The following is an 18,460-nucleotide window of genomic DNA, read 5'->3' as shown; positions in this document are numbered from 1 at the left end:
CCTGATGGCAAACCACATGTCGGCTGCACTACTGTTGCAGCAACTGGTGCCGTTGGAGGTAACGGAATCGCATCAATAGCAACTGGAATAGTTGAAAGTGACGGACAATTACTAACCCCATCCGTAACAACGAAAGTATAATTTGTTGCAGCTAGTAAATTTTTAAATTCATAACTAGAACCTGTTCCTGTAACTGCTGTTCCAGTAGAAGGTGTTATTGTCCACGTACCTGTTGCAGGCAACCCGCTAAAAATTACACTTCCCGTATTGACTGCACAAGTTGGTTGCGTAATGACACCTATTACTGGAACTTTGGTAACATCATAAATTACACTAATATCCGCTGTCGATGCCGTACAGGTACCACTAGTAATAGTCCAAGTAAACACATACTCACCTACAGTACTAACTGTAGCAGTTGACGAACCACTTGAAGCATCACTAAAAGTTGCTGTTCCTGGACCTGATTTAATAGACCACAAACCTGTTCCAATTGCGGGTGTATTTCCTCCCAAAGCAGTGCTTGTCAAAATACAATTGGATTGATTTGGCCCAACCGAAGCTACACTTGGATTTTGAGCGATACTAACTGCAATGGTATCCTCACTATAGCAAGGTGTCAAGGCTGAAGAGGAAACATAAACTGGATTAGGATCTTTTAAATTGTAATTTATCGCACCACTTCCATAATCCGCAGTACCCGAACGCTCTGGACTCAAGAAGGAATTGGTAACATTATAGTTTGTTGGAAAATTATCTTGCATTGTCAGTGCAAAAAACTTAATATCGCCCGTTGTGTACCCTATCAAAGATTTTAAAACTTCTACTTCAAAACCTAAATTATAATCTCCAATTCCAGTATTGCCTTTATTAATTCCCATCACCGATGTTGGCGATCCAGTTGCGGCGGTTCCTAAATATGTTTTAATCGAATTTCCTGATTTTAACTCTATAACATCTGCATAATAATTAGTTTCGCCTGCATCAGTAGCAATGGCAATACAATAATCGGCTTCAAAATAAGAGTCAAAAGTACTGGGATTGTTGTTGAAATAGTTAAAGGCACGAACTTCTGGCAAAGATCCATTTTCATCCCCATAATTTGAAACATTATATCCACCCGCTTTTGTATCCAAAAACAATAAGATTCTTCTATAATTTAGTAATTTCCCGGGAATACCGAAAACTAATTTATTTTCTGTTGGGCTAATTTTTAATCCATTAATATACCCCGTAGCCGCATTCGCTGACAACGTAGCCGAAAGACCATTATCCTCTAAATTCCCTGTTCCCCAAGCTTTTTCGGTTAGCGTTCCGTCGAGTGTTACCGCATAACGAGAACGAACGCGTACCACCTGACCGTCATTCAAAGTACTTGTTGTGAATGTTTTACTGGGAGACATGGCTTGTGCTACAACTCCATCAACTGAAAATTCAAATAAATCAGCACCGCCAGTAGCCGTAAAAGTTACAGAAGTTCCAAAACACAGCGGCAATGGCGACCCTGTTGGCGAAGCGGAAAGCGTCACTGCCGGAGGTGTAAAATAGATAGAACCTACTACAGGAACACGAATACTTACGGATAAACCATCGGCCGATTTGCTTTGAACATAATAGGTTGTGGTCGTTTTTATACTGGGACTAAAATTAGTTCCTGTAAAAACAGGAGTTACGGCGGTTTGACTGGTAAACCATTCAATCACATCCGAAACATTAGCGCCGTTAGCATATAGATTTACTTGCGTAAACTTAACGCCGTCGCCACAAGAGCTTCCTGCCACTACCGTTGGGGTTAACAATACGCCAAGAGTTTTGGCGGCATTGTTCGCTTTGGCAGCTTTTCTATTTTTTTTTATAGTATCTAATGGTGTACTACTGACTACTAACTCTGACTTCTTTTTAGAAACAACACTACTATTTGCATAGTTTGTTGCAATTAACCTGTTCCCTAAAAACAAAACAAATAGTAAAAATAAAAGTAATTTATTTTTCATAAAACGTATTTTGGTGTTAATTTATAATGAGTATTATGATTAAAATAGTGTTAAAAATAGGCATATAAATCGATTTCGCAAATGAAAATTTAATTTATGCTTAACATCACCCTAATAGTTGTGTTAAATAGCTGAAAAACAACAAATAAACTATTCTTCTTTCTGTTTTAAAATGCGTTGCCACTAGTAATCTTTATCTTCTTGAGGGTTATGCTGTTTTATTTTCTGCATTTTAATAAGCAAAAAAAGCGCAAAAATTTCGTCTGCAATTTTTTAATGGAATATTAAGGATTAAAAAAGGCTGCCTAAACACGTCAAACAGCCTTAATCTCTACAATAACAAAAACTACTCTTTAACAAATTTAATGGTCGTATTTCCTCCTTCAGCCAAAGTGGCGTTTACAAAATACAAACCCTTGTTTATGTTTTCAACTTGAAAATTGGCTTCAGCTCCAAAAGAACCTTTAAATTGTTTTACAATTCTACCGGTTACATCATAAACAGAAACATCGGACACTTCTAAATTTAATTTAAATCCGTCCGAAACTGGATTTGGATATAATTTTAATTTAGAAACTTTAGACTCATTTTGACCAATGCCTAACGTGGAACATTGCTCCACAACTAGTGTTCCCGAAGACATATTATAACAAGTACTTTGGGTTACACCTTCTATATTAGCAGTTTGGTTTCTTGTACCACTTTTACTGTCGTTAAAAATAATGTTGATACTCGCTAGATTATTAAAAACATACGAGTAATACCCGTTTGCGTCTGGACCAGTGGTTACTTTTCCAGGCCATGTTGTTCCAGCTAAATTAGCCAATGGAACAGCATTCCAATAATGAATATTGATTGGTGTAGTCCAAGATGCTGGCGGCAAAAAACGAACTGTGATTGTTCCTACTGTCAAGAAAGTATAGGTTTGAGAGGCAACTCCTGACAACAATCCATCAGTATCAACTGCAATAGCGTTTAGTGTAGTTGTTGTAGTGATGGAAACTGGTGCTGTATATACTGGTGAACTTATTGTAGGCACTGAACCATCTGTAGTGTAATGAATCACCGATCCTGTTTTATCATCAGTTGCAGTAATGGTAGCCGCAATTGTAGTTCCGGTTACAAACGATCCTCCAAGTGTGCTAATAGTCACTGTTGGCGCCACATTGATTGCTGTTTTCGACCATACTTTATAATCAGTACCTGATGCATTTTCTACCCATCCTGTACCTGTAGGTGTCCAAGTGGCATTAGAACCTATTCGTACTGCCACTTTACCATCGATAGTAGCGGAATAAAAAGAGGATGAATTAGATACCACAAGTGAACTATTGGCATTGATACCATTTGCTTTCCTAACAGCCATTAATTGATTGATTGCCGTTTGATGATTTGTATACGTTCTAGTCACACCATCTTTGGTAAAAGTTCCACCATGATAATGAGAGAAAAACACACAAGGAATGCCAGGATGCGTCAAAAGATATGCGTATCCTTTCATCACATTCGCATCCGAAACGAAAGCGGTAGTTACAAATGTATCGTGGTTATCCAGAAACGTAACCGCCAAACTAGCATATCCAAACTGACCTGCTAATCCAGGATTTCCAGCAAGACCTCCATAATTTCCGCTACTCAATGCAGTACCTAATGTATAATAAAGTGGAAAATCGAATGCGGCTGATTGTTTAGTCGTACCATCAATCCATGGCTTTACATTAGCTACGTTGCCATCCCAGTATTCGCCTACTGAACCATGAGGTGTAGAAGCAGCAACATAATTACCAACATAACTAGCCGAAAATCCTTTGACCATATCCCATCTCCAGCTATCAAATCCTAATGCTTTTAGTTTGGTCAAATAATCTTTTACTCCCGTTTGAACTTGTGCATTGGTATGGTCTAAATCTCTAGCACCATTAAAATCATCTCCTGTATCAGCAGTACCACATGGACGAACACCTGTGATTGTTCCTGAATTCGCTTCATCGGTACTGGTTATAGAATGACAGTCCCAAGTAGGATTGGTAAAATCAGTCCAGTTGGTACTTCCTCCCCTATGGTTCACAACTACATCAGCCATAGCGTGTATTTGAGGCGTGGTGTTTTTCATAGTGGTAAGCAAGGTGGTTAGTTGTGCTTGCGACCCATATACAGTTTGACTAAAATTAAATAACTCTGTTGGAATGTAACCTACACCACCTGTAGATTTACTTGGTGGCGGCATCCAAAGCACTGTAAAACCGGCATTAGCATAACCGCTAGCACGACTATTTAAGTAAGCATATAATCCTCCCTCGGCTGAAACAGAGGATTGCAAGTCAACATTCCAGCTGAATGCTTGCATCATAATATCGTCTTTAAAGGTTTGCGCACTTGCCTTGAAGCAAAAAGTAAGATAAAGGAACATTACTATAATCAGAATGTTTTTAGAAAGTAATTTCATGGTTATTTAGATTGGGGTTATTTTCATTAACGGGACGAAACTTTAAACATAAAATACCATAAAGCTATTTTTTTTACAATAAGTGTTTTTATTCTACTTAATAATTGAACTTAATTCAATTTTTATACAGTTTCGAAAGTTAAAAGTATATAAATTATCATAGGTACAACACTGCTTTTTTTTAAACCCTTTACGAAAACGTAGTAGTGTTGACAACTTTGTAGTATTTCCTTTTTAATGAGCCTATTATAAAGTCAAATCTGTTGGTTTTAAAAAAACGAAAACATTATAAACTACTCAAAAAAAATATCCCAAAACCAACTTTTCAGATTTTATAAGTACCTTTGAAAAATACAATTCTGTTTCATTCACGCTACTATTCCCTCAATTATGGCAATTGCAAAAAGCAACAACAAATCCATTTTCATTAAAATCATAAAATATACTGGTGTTTTTTTGGCAGTACTCTTATCGCTGTTGTTTTTAACTCCAATCCTTTTTGCCGACAAAATCAAAGTTGAAATAAAAAAATACGCTAATACCAAACTCAACGGCGAATTGAATTACACCAATGCCAACGTCTCTTTTTTTCATCACTTCCCTTCCCTGACATTGACATTAGATGATTTTGATTTAAAAGGCGCTGCTCCGTTCCAAAAAGAAAAATTTATTACAGCCAAAGAAGTTTCTTTTGGAATCAATGTACGAAGTCTTGTTTTTAGCAAATCCATAAATATCGACCAAATTTATCTTGAAAATGCCAATATAAACGTCAAAGTCAATAAAGAAGGACTTGCAAATTATAACGTTTACATTGCCAGCAAGGAAGTTCCGAAAAAAGAAGGCGAATCGACCGCATTGCGATTAGAAAAAATAGAAATCAAAAACAGCCAAATCAGGTACGATGATCAATCAACAGCCATTCATTTTGATTTACTCGGATTCAATTACCTCGGAAAAGGAGATTTAAGCCAAAATGTTTTTGACTTGTCTTCCAATGTCAAAATTGCAACACTCAATATGTTCTATCAAAACGAGCCCTATTTAATGAATAAAAAAGTAAATGGCGATTTGATTACCAAAGTAAATGTCAATTCCCTCTCCTTTATATTCGAACAAAACGACTTAAAAATAAACAAATTACCCGTTGATTTCAAAGGTAAATTTGACTTCCTAAAAGACGGATATTCTATGGATTTTACAGTAAAATCAATAGACAGCGACCTCTATGATTTAATAACTGCTTTCCCGCCAAAATACATTACGTGGCTCAACAAAACCGATTTGAAAGGAAAAACAGATGTCATTTTGACCTTAAAAGGAACGTACAATGCCTCTCAAAACCAAGCTCCCGATTTGAATTTAGACTTCAAAATAAGAGATGGTTTTGTTAATTACAACAAAAGCAAATTCCCAGTAGAACACCTAAATTTTGATTTTTCGACCAAAGTTCCAGCACTAAACCCAGAGCAACTCATTGTCGATTTAAAAAACATCTCCTTGAATGTCCAAAAAGGATACTTGAAAGCCAAATTATATACCACCCGCATCAACAACATAACCGTAGACGGGAGCTTGAAGGCTGCAATTGATTTAGAAAAACTCAATCAAGCACTCGGAATTCCGGACATAACCCTAAAAGGAATCCTGGAAGGAAACAGCACGATAAAAGGAATTTACAACCCAAAGACCAAAAAATTTCCTGTAGCCAATGCCACAATCAATCTAAAAAACGGATACTTAAAAACCCCATACTACCCCAATCCAATCACAGATATAACCGTACTTGCTACTGTAAACAATCAAAAAGGGGATTTCAATGATTTAAAAGTAACCCTCAAACCAACCCAATTTACCTTTGAAGGAAAACCATTCACGATCGAAGCTGATTTGAACAATTTCAACGATTTAACCTACGATATCAAGGCAAAAGGAACCCTAAACATCAGCAAAATATACCACGTATTTTCACAAAAAGGACTTGATGTAGATGGTTTTATAAAAGCCGATTTAGCCCTAAAAGGCAAACAAAGCGACGCCGAAAAAGGAAACTACACCAAACTCGATAACAAAGGCACACTTGAAGTTCAAAATATAGTCCTAAAAACCCAGTACCTGCCCAAAAAACTGCTCATCAAAGAAGGAATTTTTACTTTCAAACAGGACAAAATGGCCTTCAACACCTTCTTGGCAACTTACGGCGAATCGGATTTTAAAATGAATGGCTATTTACAAAACGTTTTCAACTTCATGAGTGCTAGAAACGGAGTCTTACGAGGTGCTTTTACACTGCAATCCAAGTACATCAACACCGATGAATTCCTCTCGGTTTCCCAAGCCACCCCAACCGATTCAAAAACAACGACAACAGCACCTTCATCAGCTAAACAAACCACAGGAGTTATCCTAATTCCGCCCACGTTCAACTTGCAATTTCAGGCTTATGCCCAAAAAATAAATTTCCAAGGGATAGCCCTTCAAAACGCAAATGGTGCTCTAAAAATAAAAGATGGCAAACTGAAAATGCAAAATACCAATTTCAATTTAATAGGATGCCAAGTCACTATGAACGCCAGCTACCAGAGTATTACACCACAAAAAGCACAGTTTGAATATGCCATAAAGGCCAATGATTTTGACATTAAAAGAGCCTACAACGAAATCAAAATGTTCCGCAAAATGGCGAGCGCTGCCGAGAAAGCACAAGGAACCGTATCGTTAGACTATACCTTAAAAGGAAAACTCAATGCCGATATGGCGCCTATATATCCATCGCTAATAGGAAATGGTGTTTTGTCCGTAAAAGACATCAAAATTCACGGCATGAAAATGTTCAATGCCGTTGGAAAGAAAACGAACCACGACGCCATCAAAAATCCAGAATTGTCCAAAGTAGCCATCAAAAGTTCCATCAAAAACAACATCATAACCATCGAACGGTTCAAATTCAAATTTGCAGGTTTCAGACCCAGAATCGAAGGTACCACCAGCCTTGACGGTCGATTAAATATCAAAATGCGCCTGGGATTACCGCCACTAGGAATCCTCGGAATTCCAATACTAGTAACTGGCAACAAGGACAATCCCAAAATTAAAATTGGCCGCCATTCCGAAGATTTGGAGGAAACCAAAGACTCGATCAACTAACTCGAAACTATTCATAAAAAAAGCATTCGCTACTAACGAATGCTTTTTTTATGACTTTGATTTAAACTGATTTAAACTATAATTTAGTGTTAAAAAAATTACCTAAACAAGAATCGTATGGATTTTAGAGCTTAACAAATAAGCAGTCACAAATTGCACAATTCTATCTAATCTGTAAAAATGAGCACAATCAGTGGCAAAAAAAGTTAGAAAAGCCGACTTCAAAGTCTGACTACTTTCTTGCAATTTGCGGCAACACCGAAAGCCAAAAACAGTTAAACTACAAACTAAAACTCATTCTAGCAAAATAGTACGCTCCTGTAGTTCCCATTTGAACTGGCGCATATTTAAACACTCCAAAATAACTGTTCTCATAAATTTGCTTGTCCGGAAAAACATCTAACAAATTATTTGCTCCAAGCGTAAACTGGATTTTTGGCGTTACTTTATAAGCAATCGTCAAATCGGTTACTACTTTTCCAGCGTGTTTTTGAGTAGTTCCAAAAGGGAATCCATCACGGGTAACTGTCCCGAAATACGTATTTCTCAATAAAAAATTCCATTTTTTAACCGCATAATTCGCCGCAAAAGTTCCTTTACTTTTTGGCGTATTCGTTTCAATCAAACTACGTTCTTGTGGGCCATAATACACGTCTTCTTGACCTACAAATGCAGTTGGAATAGCATTTAATTGAGCCGCAACTTGATTGTGATTGTAATTGTACAAAGCCGATAAGTTCAAATTTCCTGCACCCAGATTCATATCATAATCAACCACAACATCAATCCCGTTGGTAGTAGTATTGATGGCATTGGTAAAAAAACGTCCTGTTTCCACGCCATACGTTGCAAACAAAGCACGAAGTTCAGGAACGGGATCGCCATAAGCATCGTTTCCTAAATTCCCAGTTAAAATAATTCGGTTGTCAATTTTTATTTGATAAAAATCAGCGGTAATGTGTAGTTTTTTCAAAGGAGAAAAAACCAAACCAATGCTGTAATTTTTCGAAGTTTCTTCTTTTAATTTTGGGATTCCAAGTTGTTTAGCCACGTCGCTATCGTTTCTAAAAATACCTGAATTTAATAGTTCCCCATCAACAACATCGGTAGCGATATTGTTAAAATATTGCTGGTGCAATGATGGTGCTCTAAAACCTGTACTTACTGCTCCACGCACAAAAAACGTGTCCGTAACTTTATACCTAGCCGATAATTTTCCGTTAATCGTATTCCCAAAATCCGAATAATCTTCGTAACGAGCGGCTACACCTACTAGCAATTTTTCGGTGATATCTGATTCAACATCTGCGTAAATTCCAACACTATTTCTGTTTTTATTGACTTCATTCAAAGGAGAAAATCCAGGAAAAGATTGCGCACCACCATTGCTGTAGGATGCCACTTCGCCAGCATTAATTTGGTAGTTTTCTGAACGGTATTCGGCTCCAAAAGCCACATTCAAACCGCTAAAAACACTTTTGTAGAATCGAGAAACATCTGCATTTACGGTGTTTTGCAAAAAGGAATGATTTCCCGCTTTGAATTCAGTTGGACTATTGGCTCCCAATGAAAAATTATTAGTATTGGCAACATCATACGTAAATTTATTTTGACCAATGGTATTGCTCACATCCAATTTCCAATCGCCTAATTTGAATTTGAAACCCGAAATCAACGAAAGATCCGTCACCACCGAATTCAATTCAGGTTGAAAACCATTCGGAAATAAAGAAGCAACTACATTCTCGGTTTCACTTGGCAAACGTCTGAATCCAAATCCAGTTCCGTTCCTGTGACTCACGCCGCCAGTAGCATAAAAATCAATTTTGTCATTCAAAGGCACGGATAAATTCACAAAACCTTGGATATTCTTGATTTTGGCATCGCCAATTTGAAAATTAAAATCATCCCGTTTTAATCCGGCTTGCGCCAAAGCGGCATCGTCTAATCCACGGGCATTGTCGTTACTAAAATCATACGCAAAATAATTATCATACGCCGATTGGTCAAAAATAATTAGGTTGTTATTTTGGGAACGATTGGTTTTTTCACGGTTATTAAATTCCGCAGTTACATTAACAAAACCGCCATTTTTCCCAATTTTGGCACCATAATTCAAATTCAAATTGGTGGTTTGACCATCGTTGCGCGAGGTGCTTCCGTAAGTGGCATTGGCCTCAAAACCAGCATTGTCTTTCATCACTAAATTGATTACTCCCGCGATAGCATCCGAGCCATATTGAGCCGCTGCACCATCTCGCAAAACTTCAATTCGCTTGATTGCCGAGGCTGGAATAGCGCTTAAATCGGTACCAACAGAACCATTTCCTACCGTGTTTTGATAGTTGACCAAGGAAGTGGTGTGGCGTCTTTTTCCGTTCACCAAAACCAAAACTTGATCTGGGCCTAAACCCCGTAACGATGCGGGATCAATATGCTCCGTTCCATCTGCCGATGATTGTCGGTTGGAATTAAAGGACGGAATTAAGTAGGTCAAAATATCGTTTGTACTGGTTTGTGGCGTGATATTTCTTATTTTTGCCAAATTTACCACATCAACAGGAACGGCTGTTTCGAGCTTGCTTTTTTTAGGATTTCTACTTCCTACAATCACAACTTCGTCTAGGCTGTTTGCTTCCAAAGGCATAATGATGTTGATATTATCCTCAATTCCCATCACTTCCCGTGTGGAATAACCGTACAAAGTCACAACCAAAGTTGGAATTTTTACAGGCGATACTATGGTGAATTTTCCAAGATTATCGCTACTAACATTGATTTTGGTTCCTTTAATACTAATGGTGGCATGGTCTAAAGGAATTCCTTTTTCGTTCAGAATAGTTCCTTTCAATTTGCGATTTTGACCAAAAGACAACGTGCTTATTAAAATAAAAAAAGCGGCAATACTAATTTTCAGAATTTTTTTCATGAGTGTTTGTTTAATTAGAAAATCGTTTTACTGAATACGATTTTAATTTTAGTTAAACTTGCTATAAAGTTTGCAAATAAAATGCAAATATAAATCTTATAACGCCACGACGTTTTTAAAAAAGTTGTTTTTTTTACAAAAAAACATTCCTGTTTTTAATTTTAAATTCTTTTAAGGAAATAAAAAAAGTAAAAAGATTAAGTTTAAATGAAATATCTTTGCCAAAATTTTAAAGTATAAAAAAATGAAACTACGAGTGTTACTCTTTTTGTGTGCCGTTACGTTTAATAGCTTTTCACAAAACAATGTATTGGTTTTTCAATCGGATTTTGGAACCAAAGATGGCGCAGTATCGGCTATGAAAGGCGTTGCTATGGGCGTTTCTACTGATATTAAAATATTCGATTTAACGCACGAAATCCCTGCGTATAACATTTGGGAAGCCGCGTATCGGTTGTCGCAAACGGCTCAATATTATCCTGCAGGAACTGTTTTTGTATCGGTTTGTGATCCCGGCGTAGGAACTTCACGCCACTCGGTGGTATTGCTGACTAAATCAGGACATTATTTTGTAACGCCTGACAACGGAACTTTAACCTTAATTGCGGAACAATTGGGCATTCAGGAAATTCGCGAAATCGACGAGGTCAAAAACCGCCGCAGCAACTCGAATGAATCCTACACTTTTCACGGGCGTGATGTGTATGCATTTACCGCAGCGCGCTTGGCATCAAAAACAATTTCTTTTGAAGAAGTAGGACCAAAATTACCGAACGAAGTGGTGAAAATTGACTATCAAAAACCAGTTTTCGAAAAAGGAATCATCAAAGGCGGCATTCCTATTTTAGATATTCAATACGGGAATGTTTGGACAAATATCGATAAAAAAACATTTGGCAATCTTGATTTAAAATCAGGAGATTGGGTTAATATCCAAATTTTTAACGGTTCTAAAAAAGTGTACACCAAAAAACTACAGTTGGTCAACACCTTTGGACAAGTTCCCGTGGGCACCGAAGTATGTTATTTTAACAGCCTTTTGAATTTTGCAATAGCAGTAAATCAAGGCAATTTCTCCGAAAAAAATAAAATTTATAGCGGCGCCACTTGGAGTATTCTCATTAGTAAATAATTCCTTTTTACAAAGAAAAAGACTATCTGGAAAAATTCAATTTTCCGAATAGTCTTTTTTAGTTTACTAATTTTGAATAATGCTGTGTTGGCTATGATTTTGGAGTTGGAACGGTATAGGTTTTACCGTCTCCGGTGGCTTGAACAACTTTAATCAAACTCTCTTGGTTTTGAATCGTTTTATCAAAAGTCACCGTGGCTAGTTTTTTATCAAAGTCAACTGTTGCTTTTTGAACGCCATCCAAATTTGATAATTCGCCTTCGATGGTTTTGGCACATCCCATAGCGCAAGTCATACCTTCTACAGTAAAACTAGCGGTTTGCAAATTCTGAACCGCAATTTGCTGTTTTGCTTTTGGTGCAATTGGAGTCGCTTCAACGGTTTTGATGGCAGGAATTTCTTTTTTACAACTTATCAAAAGTGTGCTCGTAAGTGCCACTGCGGCTATTATTTTTAGGAACTTCATTGGGAATCTTTTTTAAATTATTTTTTATAGTACACTACAAAATTAATTAAAAAAAGCAGTCTTATTTCATAAATTTAATACAATTTTGAAGCGAAATTAAGTTTACAATACCATCAATTTTCGGTAAAAACTATTAAAAAAAACAGCCAACAATGCACACTAAACAATTAAAATGGGTTTATTTACTCGTTCTATCCTTAATTTGGGGAAGTTCCTTTATTCTAATCAAGAAAGGATTAATAGGTCTCAATGCTTTTCAATTAGGATCGTTGCGCATTTTGTTTGCTTCACTTTTTTTGCTTCTAATAGGTTTTAAAAGCCTGGCGAAAATAACCCAACAACAATGGAAATACATTGCATTGACCTCCGTATTTGGTACGTTTGTTCCTGCCTACCTTTTTGCCATTGCCGAAACGCAAATAGACAGTTCTATAACTGCAATTCTTAATTCCTTAACGCCGCTCAACACTTTGGTTTTTGGCGGATTACTTTTTGGAATCACGTTTAGAAAAGCGCAAATTTGGGGTGTTTTCATTGGTCTTTTAGGAAGTTTGCTTTTAGTATTCACTGGTGCAATTGCACATCCAAATCAAAATTATTACTACGCGCTTTTGGTGCTCATTGCCTCGCTTTGCTATGCCCTGAATGTTAATTTAATCAAGAAATATTTACCTGATTTGAGTTCGTTGAGTATTACAACGGGTAACTTTTTGGTCTTGTTGCTTCCTGCGACTGTTGTTTTGTTTTACTCTGGTTTTTGGGATGTGGTACAAAATGTCAAAGTGCAAGAATCCATGGTGTACATCCTTATTTTGGGTGTTTTGGGAACGGGTATTGCGAATATTTTGTTCTTCAAATTGATTCAAATGTCCTCTCCTGTTTTTGCCACATCGGTTACGTATTTAATTCCTATTGTGGCTTTCTTTTGGGGATTATTAGATCACGAAATGCTAACTCCAATTCAGTTTTTTGGTGCTTTTATTATCTTGATTGGCGTTTACCTTTCGGCTAGGAAATGAGCATTCTTCACACCTTTTTTGTTGCTTTTACAACCCCACTCCATTTGTTTATACCATTTTTGGGATTTAGACTAAAAAAAAAAGACTTCCCTTTCGGAAAGTCTTTCATTGAAGTTGAAAAATTTTTATTGAAAATCGGCATCCGTGACACCTTCATTTATTTTGACATCTGTCATTTTAATATCCAATTCAAAACCTACATTTTGGATGATATTAAATGGAACCTTCACCCCTTTTACATCTCTATAATCCATAAAATTAGTGGTTTGCGTCATACTTTGTCCTCCTTGTTCGATGGTTTTGGACTCGGCAACCTTCAATCCTGATCGGATATCGTAAAAATAGGTGGTTTTACCATTTTTTACAGCATACGCCTCTTTCCCGTTGATGGCTTCGATTCCTATAACTGCAACGCTAGCATTTTTGAGCAATTGCAACTCTTCAAATGGTGTGGCACTTGCTTTCATCTCTACTAAATCGGCACCCTCAATATCTTTGCGTTGCCCTTGTTGCACGACATAGGCTCCTTTTTCGTTTACCACTTGTTTCATCAAGGACATGGCTCCCATGCTTATGGACACATTTAGTTTTCCTTTTACATCAATTTTTGAAATAAAAGTCAATGGCGATGGTGCTTGCGGAATAGTTGTAGCACCGTTCATGGCAATTGTTTTCACGCCCAAAACTGCTTTTTCGCCACCAATAACTTTGATGTAATTATTCAAAACCGTTTGGGTGGTTACGCCTGCTGGGATTTCCTTTTTGGAAACTGGTTTCTCCATTGGATTGGCATATTTGTCAAAATAAAACATTGGAATTTTTAGCTTTTCTAATCCCGGAATCACATCCGATCCCTTACCAGCAATCACAATTCGGGTGTTGTCTATTAGGAAATACTTGTTGGCCACACGAATAATATCATCCGCAGTAACGGCGTTTATGGTTTGAATGTATTTTTCATAAAAATCAGCTGGAAGATTTTCGGTTTCGATGTTCAAGGCATAACGGGCAACTGCTTGTGGTTTTTCGACCTGCATCACAAAGCGACCTATATACCCCGCTTTTACGTTTTTAAGAACCTCATCGGACACTTTTTCGGTTCTGATTTTCTTGATTTCTTTGATAAATTCTACTACCGCGCTATCTGTAACAGCATTCCTTACGGCAGAGGTAGCTCTAAATTTGGTTACGTATTTTCCGCTTCCTATTGTGGAATTGGCACCATACGTCCAAGCGTGTTGCTCTCTTAAATTCATGTTCAAATAGCTGTTGAAATCGCCACCTAAAATTTGATTGGCAATTACCGCTGGAAAAAAATCAGGATCGCTCATTTTTAGATTCAAAGTATTCACCACCGATATTTCGGACTGCACCGCATTAGGAACATCAACAAAATTAATTTGCAAATAGCTTACATTTACAGGCGCAGGATAGGTTAATTTTGGGGTGATTTTCTTTTGCCAACCGCCAAATAATTTTTCTACAGCCGTTTTTACGTTTTTGAATTTAATATCCCCAATGATGACCAAATAGGCATTTTCAGGAACAAAATACGTGGCATAATTAGCCTCAACATCAGCAAGAGTCACGTTTTTGAGTGTTTCTTCGGTCATAAACTCTCCCGCAGGATGGTTTTGGCCAAAGGCTAGCGCATCAACCACTCTACCCGCAATGGCGGGAACGCTTTTTTCTTCGGATTTTAGACCCTCAATAATTTTATCTCTTTCTTTGTCGAATTCTACTTGCGTAAAATTAGGATTCAAAGCGCCATCCGCCATTAGCTCTAAAACACGACCCGCATATTTAGAAAGGGAACTGGCATAAGCACCATTGGAACTAAAATTAATATTGGCACCCAGAAAATCAATCTCTTCATTAAAGAGGTCTTTGGTAATTGTTTTGCTTCCATTTCCTAGGATGCTGCTCGTTAATTCATCGACACCTTTTTTGGCACCTTCGGCAAAAGGAGCGTTGTCGAGAGTTAAATTAAAAGAAACTCGAGGCAATTTATGGTTTTCGACTACCATTACTTTCAATCCATTTTTCAGGACAAAAGTTTGTGGTTTGTTGATGTTTACAACAGGCGAAAGACCTGGCTTGGGTTGTGTTCTTGTTTGTGCGTTCATAATTCCTGTTACTAACAAAAGGATGAATAGTATACTTATTTTTTTCATGATTTCGAGTGTCTTAATTTTTAGCTTTTTCGGTTGCGGGAACATAATCTAAAACTAATCGTTGATTTGGATTTAAATATTTCTTGGCCACGGCTCTAATTTCTTCTCTGGTAATAGAGTGAATAAGGTCGATTTCGGAATTGATTAAATGCACATCGCCGTACAATAAGTAATAGGTGGCTAAATTCTCGGCAATTCCTTCCACTCCTGCATTGGCATTTACATAATTGTTATCGGACTTGTTTTGTAGTTTTTGAAAATCTTTCTCCGAAATCAAATCAGTTTGAATTTTTACAATTTCTTCGTCAATTTCTTTCAAAACATCGGCAGCTGTAAAAGTTCCCATTGGTAAACCGTACAAAATATACATCCCGTAATCCTCTTGACTGTTCGTAAAAGCGCCTGTTTGCAAAGCCATTTTCTTTTCGTCAACGATTTTTTTGTACAATCGAGAGCTTTTACCATCACTCAAATACGAAGAAATCATGTCCAGAACTCTTGCGTCACGCGTTTTCATAGACGGCGTACGGTAAGCGGCAACAATGGCAGGAATTTGGATATTGGCATCTTCAAACCTATCGGTAATGGTTTTGGTAATGGGTTCTTCTATAAATTGTTCAAGTTGAATAGGTGCGCCTTTTTTGATAGGACCAAAATACTGTTCAATCCACGCTTTGGCTTGCCCTTTTTCAAAATCACCAGCAACAACCAAAACAGCATTGTTAGGAATATAAAACTTCTTGTTAAAAGCCTGAAATTCTTCTAAAGTAGCGGCATCCAAATGTTCCATAGCCCCTATAGTTGACCAACGGTACGGATGTTTGGTGAAAAGATTTTTTTTAACAACTGTTTGAAAACTGCCATACGGACGGTTGTCATAACTGGTTCGTTTCTCTTCTTTTACCACTTCGTTTTGAGTATCAACCCCAATTTTATTAATCACAGGATGCATCAATCGCTCGGATTCCATCCACAAAGCGAGTTCCAAATTATTAGACGGAAAAACCTCGTAATAATATGTCCTGTCCTCGGAGGTGTTGGCATTATTGACCCCACCGTTACCCGTTACGATCTTCATCCACTCGCCTCTTTTTATATTTTCGGTACCTTCAAAAAGAAGGTGTTCAAAAAAGTGAGCAAATCCAGTGCGGTCTGGTGTCTCGTTCTTGGAGCCCACATGATACATCACCGAGGTAACCACCACGGGAGCCGTAGGGTCGTTGTGCAAAATAACATGCATGCCGTTGTCTAAATCGTATTCTTCAAAAGCTACTTTTTGAGCCGAAGCAACTCCTCCAAGCATAAGTGCAGCACCTAACATCATTATTGATTTTTTCATAAGGATTAATAAAATTTTTAATTTACTATTTGTTCTAAAATGGATTTGATAGTTACATCAAAAATAGTTTTTTTTAGCTTCAAAAAACATGCTGAAAGGTGTTTGACATAATTTTAACACTAGTTTACTGCTTTCTAATAGTAAGAAATCTTAAATTTTCAAACTTATTTTTTTCCGAATCATTACAATGCTGTTCCAAGTGGGACAATAAAAAAATTTAGAAAAAAAATGGAAACAAAATAGTAATAAAAAAAGATATAGGCAACAACTACTGCAGTATACCAATTTCAAAACAAGTATACTAAAAGGAATTTCAATCCCTAAATCCCTCAAATTTTCATAAAAAAACCCTTCCCATCTTAAATGTAGACGGAAAGGGTTTTTAATTTTAAAACTTGTAACCAAGTCTATGAGGTCACACTAACAGTAACGACATCACTCCACAAACCAACTTTTTCGTCGTTGAGCAAGTAGATGGCTCTGTATTTCCAAACAGCACTTTGACCTTGTGCGGGCATGGTGGAGTTGTCTATAAAATCAGGGTGAAAATCTTTATCGAGGGTTACAAAACCTGCACCACTGTCTTTCTCGATTAGGATACCACCAAATTTTCCTTTTTTCCAGAGTAGGTTTACTTGTCCGCCACGCATAACGGTTTTTAGGGTTGGTTGAGCCGAATCTAAATTTACTTTTTGGGTGTTTGTCATTTCGATTCCTAAATTCTGACCAATAGCAGTAGTGTAGCTTTGGTGAGCTTTGATGCGGTTAACCATCGTAGTAAAGCGGGTGACCACCCCAGGAGGTACAACGGGCGGCGTGGCATCTAGCACGGGAGCTGGAGGCGCAGTATTGCTCGTTACGTTCGATTCTCCTTTTTTGAGAATGTTCTTGAAGGTAGTCCAATTCTTTTTGTAGGTTTCAATTTTTTTGAAATTGGTAACGGACCAAGCCAAATAAACCCCATCGGCTTTGATGCTCGTTACTTCGGCGGCAGTAATGCCAAAAGCAACATTGTAAGTGTCAATTTTTGAAGTAAAATTAGTCAACTGAAGGGCTAATTTCTCATCTGTTTGTTCTAAATACGAATTCATATAATTTTTTTTAATTGTTAATAGTGCTATACAAAAACCAATAACTAAACCAATATGCTGTCATAAAACATAATTTATTGTTAAAAATACTACATTACGATTATTAGCTCATTTGGTGTGTATTTCACGATCAAGTCTATTGCGAAAAGATTTTATACAACTCAAAAACTATTTCATAGCACTCAATAATCATTTTATAGCACTCAAAAACTATTTCATAGCACTCAATAATCATTTTATAGTGCTCAAAAACTATTTTGTAGTGCTCAATAATCATTTTATAGCGCTCAAAAACTATTTTGTAGTGCTCAAGAATCGTTTTATAGCACTCAAAAACTATTTCATAGCGCTCAAGAATCATTTTGTAGCACGCAATACCTATTTTGTAGCACTTCAGAATTATTTTGTAGTGACCTAAAAATAGTTTTCTCACACCGCTTACCGCCTGTAAAACACCAATTGTTATAAAAATTAACAATAACTTAACATTCAAAAGTAGGTTTAATTAAATAGGGGGGGGGTATTTTCGTGTTAAATAATTACAAATTACCCTCTTCAACCCATGAAAAAACACTACTCTCTCCTTTTATTATTTGCCTGTTGTTTAGTCCAAGCCCAAGACATTCTCTGGGAGAAATCCTATGGTGGCAAGAACCCCGAATATTTATTTGATGCCCAGCCCACGGCTGATTATGGTTTTATCCTTGCGGGGAGTTCGCTCTC

General features: G+C 37.1%; 11 protein-coding genes. 4 read left to right on the top strand and 7 right to left on the bottom strand.

Features of this window, described 5'->3' with window-relative positions; all coding sequences use genetic code 11:
• Together FNW21_RS15390 and FNW21_RS15385 are read right to left on the bottom strand one after the other, a co-directional pair.
• Positions 1-1,994: immunoglobulin domain-containing protein (locus FNW21_RS15390; RefSeq protein ID WP_449404246.1), on the bottom strand; the 1,994-nt coding region annotated here is incomplete at its 3' end.
• A gap of 346 nt (positions 1,995-2,340) precedes the next feature.
• Positions 2,341-4,440 carry an FN3 associated domain-containing protein gene (locus FNW21_RS15385; RefSeq protein ID WP_144257640.1) on the bottom strand — a complete coding sequence of 700 codons (2,100 nt, stop codon included), beginning with the start codon at positions 4,438-4,440 and terminating at the stop codon, positions 2,341-2,343.
• Between the two features lie 390 nt (positions 4,441-4,830).
• Between FNW21_RS15385 and FNW21_RS15380 the strand changes: the two genes are divergently transcribed.
• On the top strand, positions 4,831-7,587 hold the full coding sequence (locus tag FNW21_RS15380) for an AsmA-like C-terminal region-containing protein (protein ID WP_235889651.1): 2,757 nt from the start codon (positions 4,831-4,833) through the stop codon (positions 7,585-7,587).
• A 280-nt stretch (positions 7,588-7,867) separates the two neighbouring features.
• Here FNW21_RS15380 and FNW21_RS15375 read toward each other — a convergent pair whose 3' ends face one another.
• Entirely contained in the window at positions 7,868-10,516 is a 2,649-nt protein-coding gene (locus FNW21_RS15375) for a TonB-dependent receptor (protein WP_144257639.1), read from the bottom strand.
• A 244-nt stretch (positions 10,517-10,760) separates the two neighbouring features.
• On the opposite strand from FNW21_RS15375, the gene FNW21_RS15370 reads away from it, so the two are divergent.
• Entirely contained in the window at positions 10,761-11,648 is an 888-nt protein-coding gene (locus FNW21_RS15370) for an SAM hydrolase/SAM-dependent halogenase family protein (protein WP_144257638.1), read from the top strand.
• Between the two features lie 91 nt (positions 11,649-11,739).
• Here FNW21_RS15370 and FNW21_RS15365 read toward each other — a convergent pair whose 3' ends face one another.
• Positions 11,740-12,114, bottom strand: coding sequence for a heavy-metal-associated domain-containing protein (locus tag FNW21_RS15365; protein WP_144257637.1), 375 nt, complete (start codon positions 12,112-12,114; stop codon positions 11,740-11,742).
• A 152-nt stretch (positions 12,115-12,266) separates the two neighbouring features.
• On the opposite strand from FNW21_RS15365, the gene FNW21_RS15360 reads away from it, so the two are divergent.
• Positions 12,267-13,133, top strand: a complete 867-nt coding sequence (locus tag FNW21_RS15360) for a DMT family transporter (protein ID WP_144257636.1) — start codon at positions 12,267-12,269, stop codon at positions 13,131-13,133.
• Between the two features lie 125 nt (positions 13,134-13,258).
• Here the strand turns inward: FNW21_RS15360 and FNW21_RS15355 are convergent, their stop codons facing one another.
• The 3 genes from FNW21_RS15355 to FNW21_RS15345 form a co-directional block, all read right to left on the bottom strand.
• A complete protein-coding gene (locus tag FNW21_RS15355) occupies positions 13,259-15,307 on the bottom strand; it encodes a M16 family metallopeptidase (protein ID WP_185963948.1) in 2,049 nt (682 codons plus the stop codon).
• 13 nt (positions 15,308-15,320) lie between these two features.
• Positions 15,321-16,646 (bottom strand): M16 family metallopeptidase, encoded by a 1,326-nt coding sequence (locus FNW21_RS15350; RefSeq protein WP_144257635.1) that lies wholly within the window; start codon positions 16,644-16,646, stop codon positions 15,321-15,323.
• Positions 16,647-17,053: 407 nt separating this feature from the next.
• The gene (locus FNW21_RS15345; protein WP_144257634.1) at positions 17,054-17,737 is read right to left on the bottom strand and encodes a hypothetical protein; all 684 of its coding nucleotides are present in this window, start codon (positions 17,735-17,737) and stop codon (positions 17,054-17,056) included.
• A gap of 139 nt (positions 17,738-17,876) precedes the next feature.
• Here FNW21_RS15345 and FNW21_RS15340 point away from each other — a divergent pair, with 139 nt between their 5' ends.
• The gene (locus tag FNW21_RS15340) at positions 17,877-18,155 is read left to right on the top strand and encodes a hypothetical protein (protein ID WP_144257633.1); all 279 of its coding nucleotides are present in this window, start codon (positions 17,877-17,879) and stop codon (positions 18,153-18,155) included.
• The last annotated feature ends 305 nt before the right edge of the window (positions 18,156-18,460 follow it).

Source organism: Flavobacterium restrictum (genome assembly GCF_007097245.1).
In the GTDB taxonomy this organism is placed as follows: Bacteria; Bacteroidota; Bacteroidia; order Flavobacteriales; family Flavobacteriaceae; genus Flavobacterium; species Flavobacterium restrictum.
This window is presented reverse-complemented; position numbering and strand designations above follow the sequence as displayed.

Excerpts from the sequence above, each read along its gene's own strand:
- FNW21_RS15365 (WP_144257637.1), bottom strand. The coding sequence starts at position 12,114 with ATGAAGTTCCTAAAAATAATAGCCGCAGTGGCACTTACGAGCACACTT.
- FNW21_RS15375 (WP_144257639.1), bottom strand. The coding sequence starts at position 10,516 with ATGAAAAAAATTCTGAAAATTAGTATTGCCGCTTTTTTTATTTTAATA.
- FNW21_RS15345 (WP_144257634.1), bottom strand. The coding sequence starts at position 17,737 with ATGAATTCGTATTTAGAACAAACAGATGAGAAATTAGCCCTTCAGTTG.
- FNW21_RS15370 (WP_144257638.1), top strand. The coding sequence starts at position 10,761 with ATGAAACTACGAGTGTTACTCTTTTTGTGTGCCGTTACGTTTAATAGC.
- FNW21_RS15360 (WP_144257636.1), top strand. The coding sequence starts at position 12,267 with ATGCACACTAAACAATTAAAATGGGTTTATTTACTCGTTCTATCCTTA.
- FNW21_RS15355 (WP_185963948.1), bottom strand. The coding sequence starts at position 15,307 with ATGAAAAAAATAAGTATACTATTCATCCTTTTGTTAGTAACAGGAATT.
- FNW21_RS15385 (WP_144257640.1), bottom strand. The coding sequence starts at position 4,440 with ATGAAATTACTTTCTAAAAACATTCTGATTATAGTAATGTTCCTTTAT.
- FNW21_RS15380 (WP_235889651.1), top strand. The coding sequence starts at position 4,831 with ATGGCAATTGCAAAAAGCAACAACAAATCCATTTTCATTAAAATCATA.
- FNW21_RS15350 (WP_144257635.1), bottom strand. The coding sequence starts at position 16,646 with ATGAAAAAATCAATAATGATGTTAGGTGCTGCACTTATGCTTGGAGGA.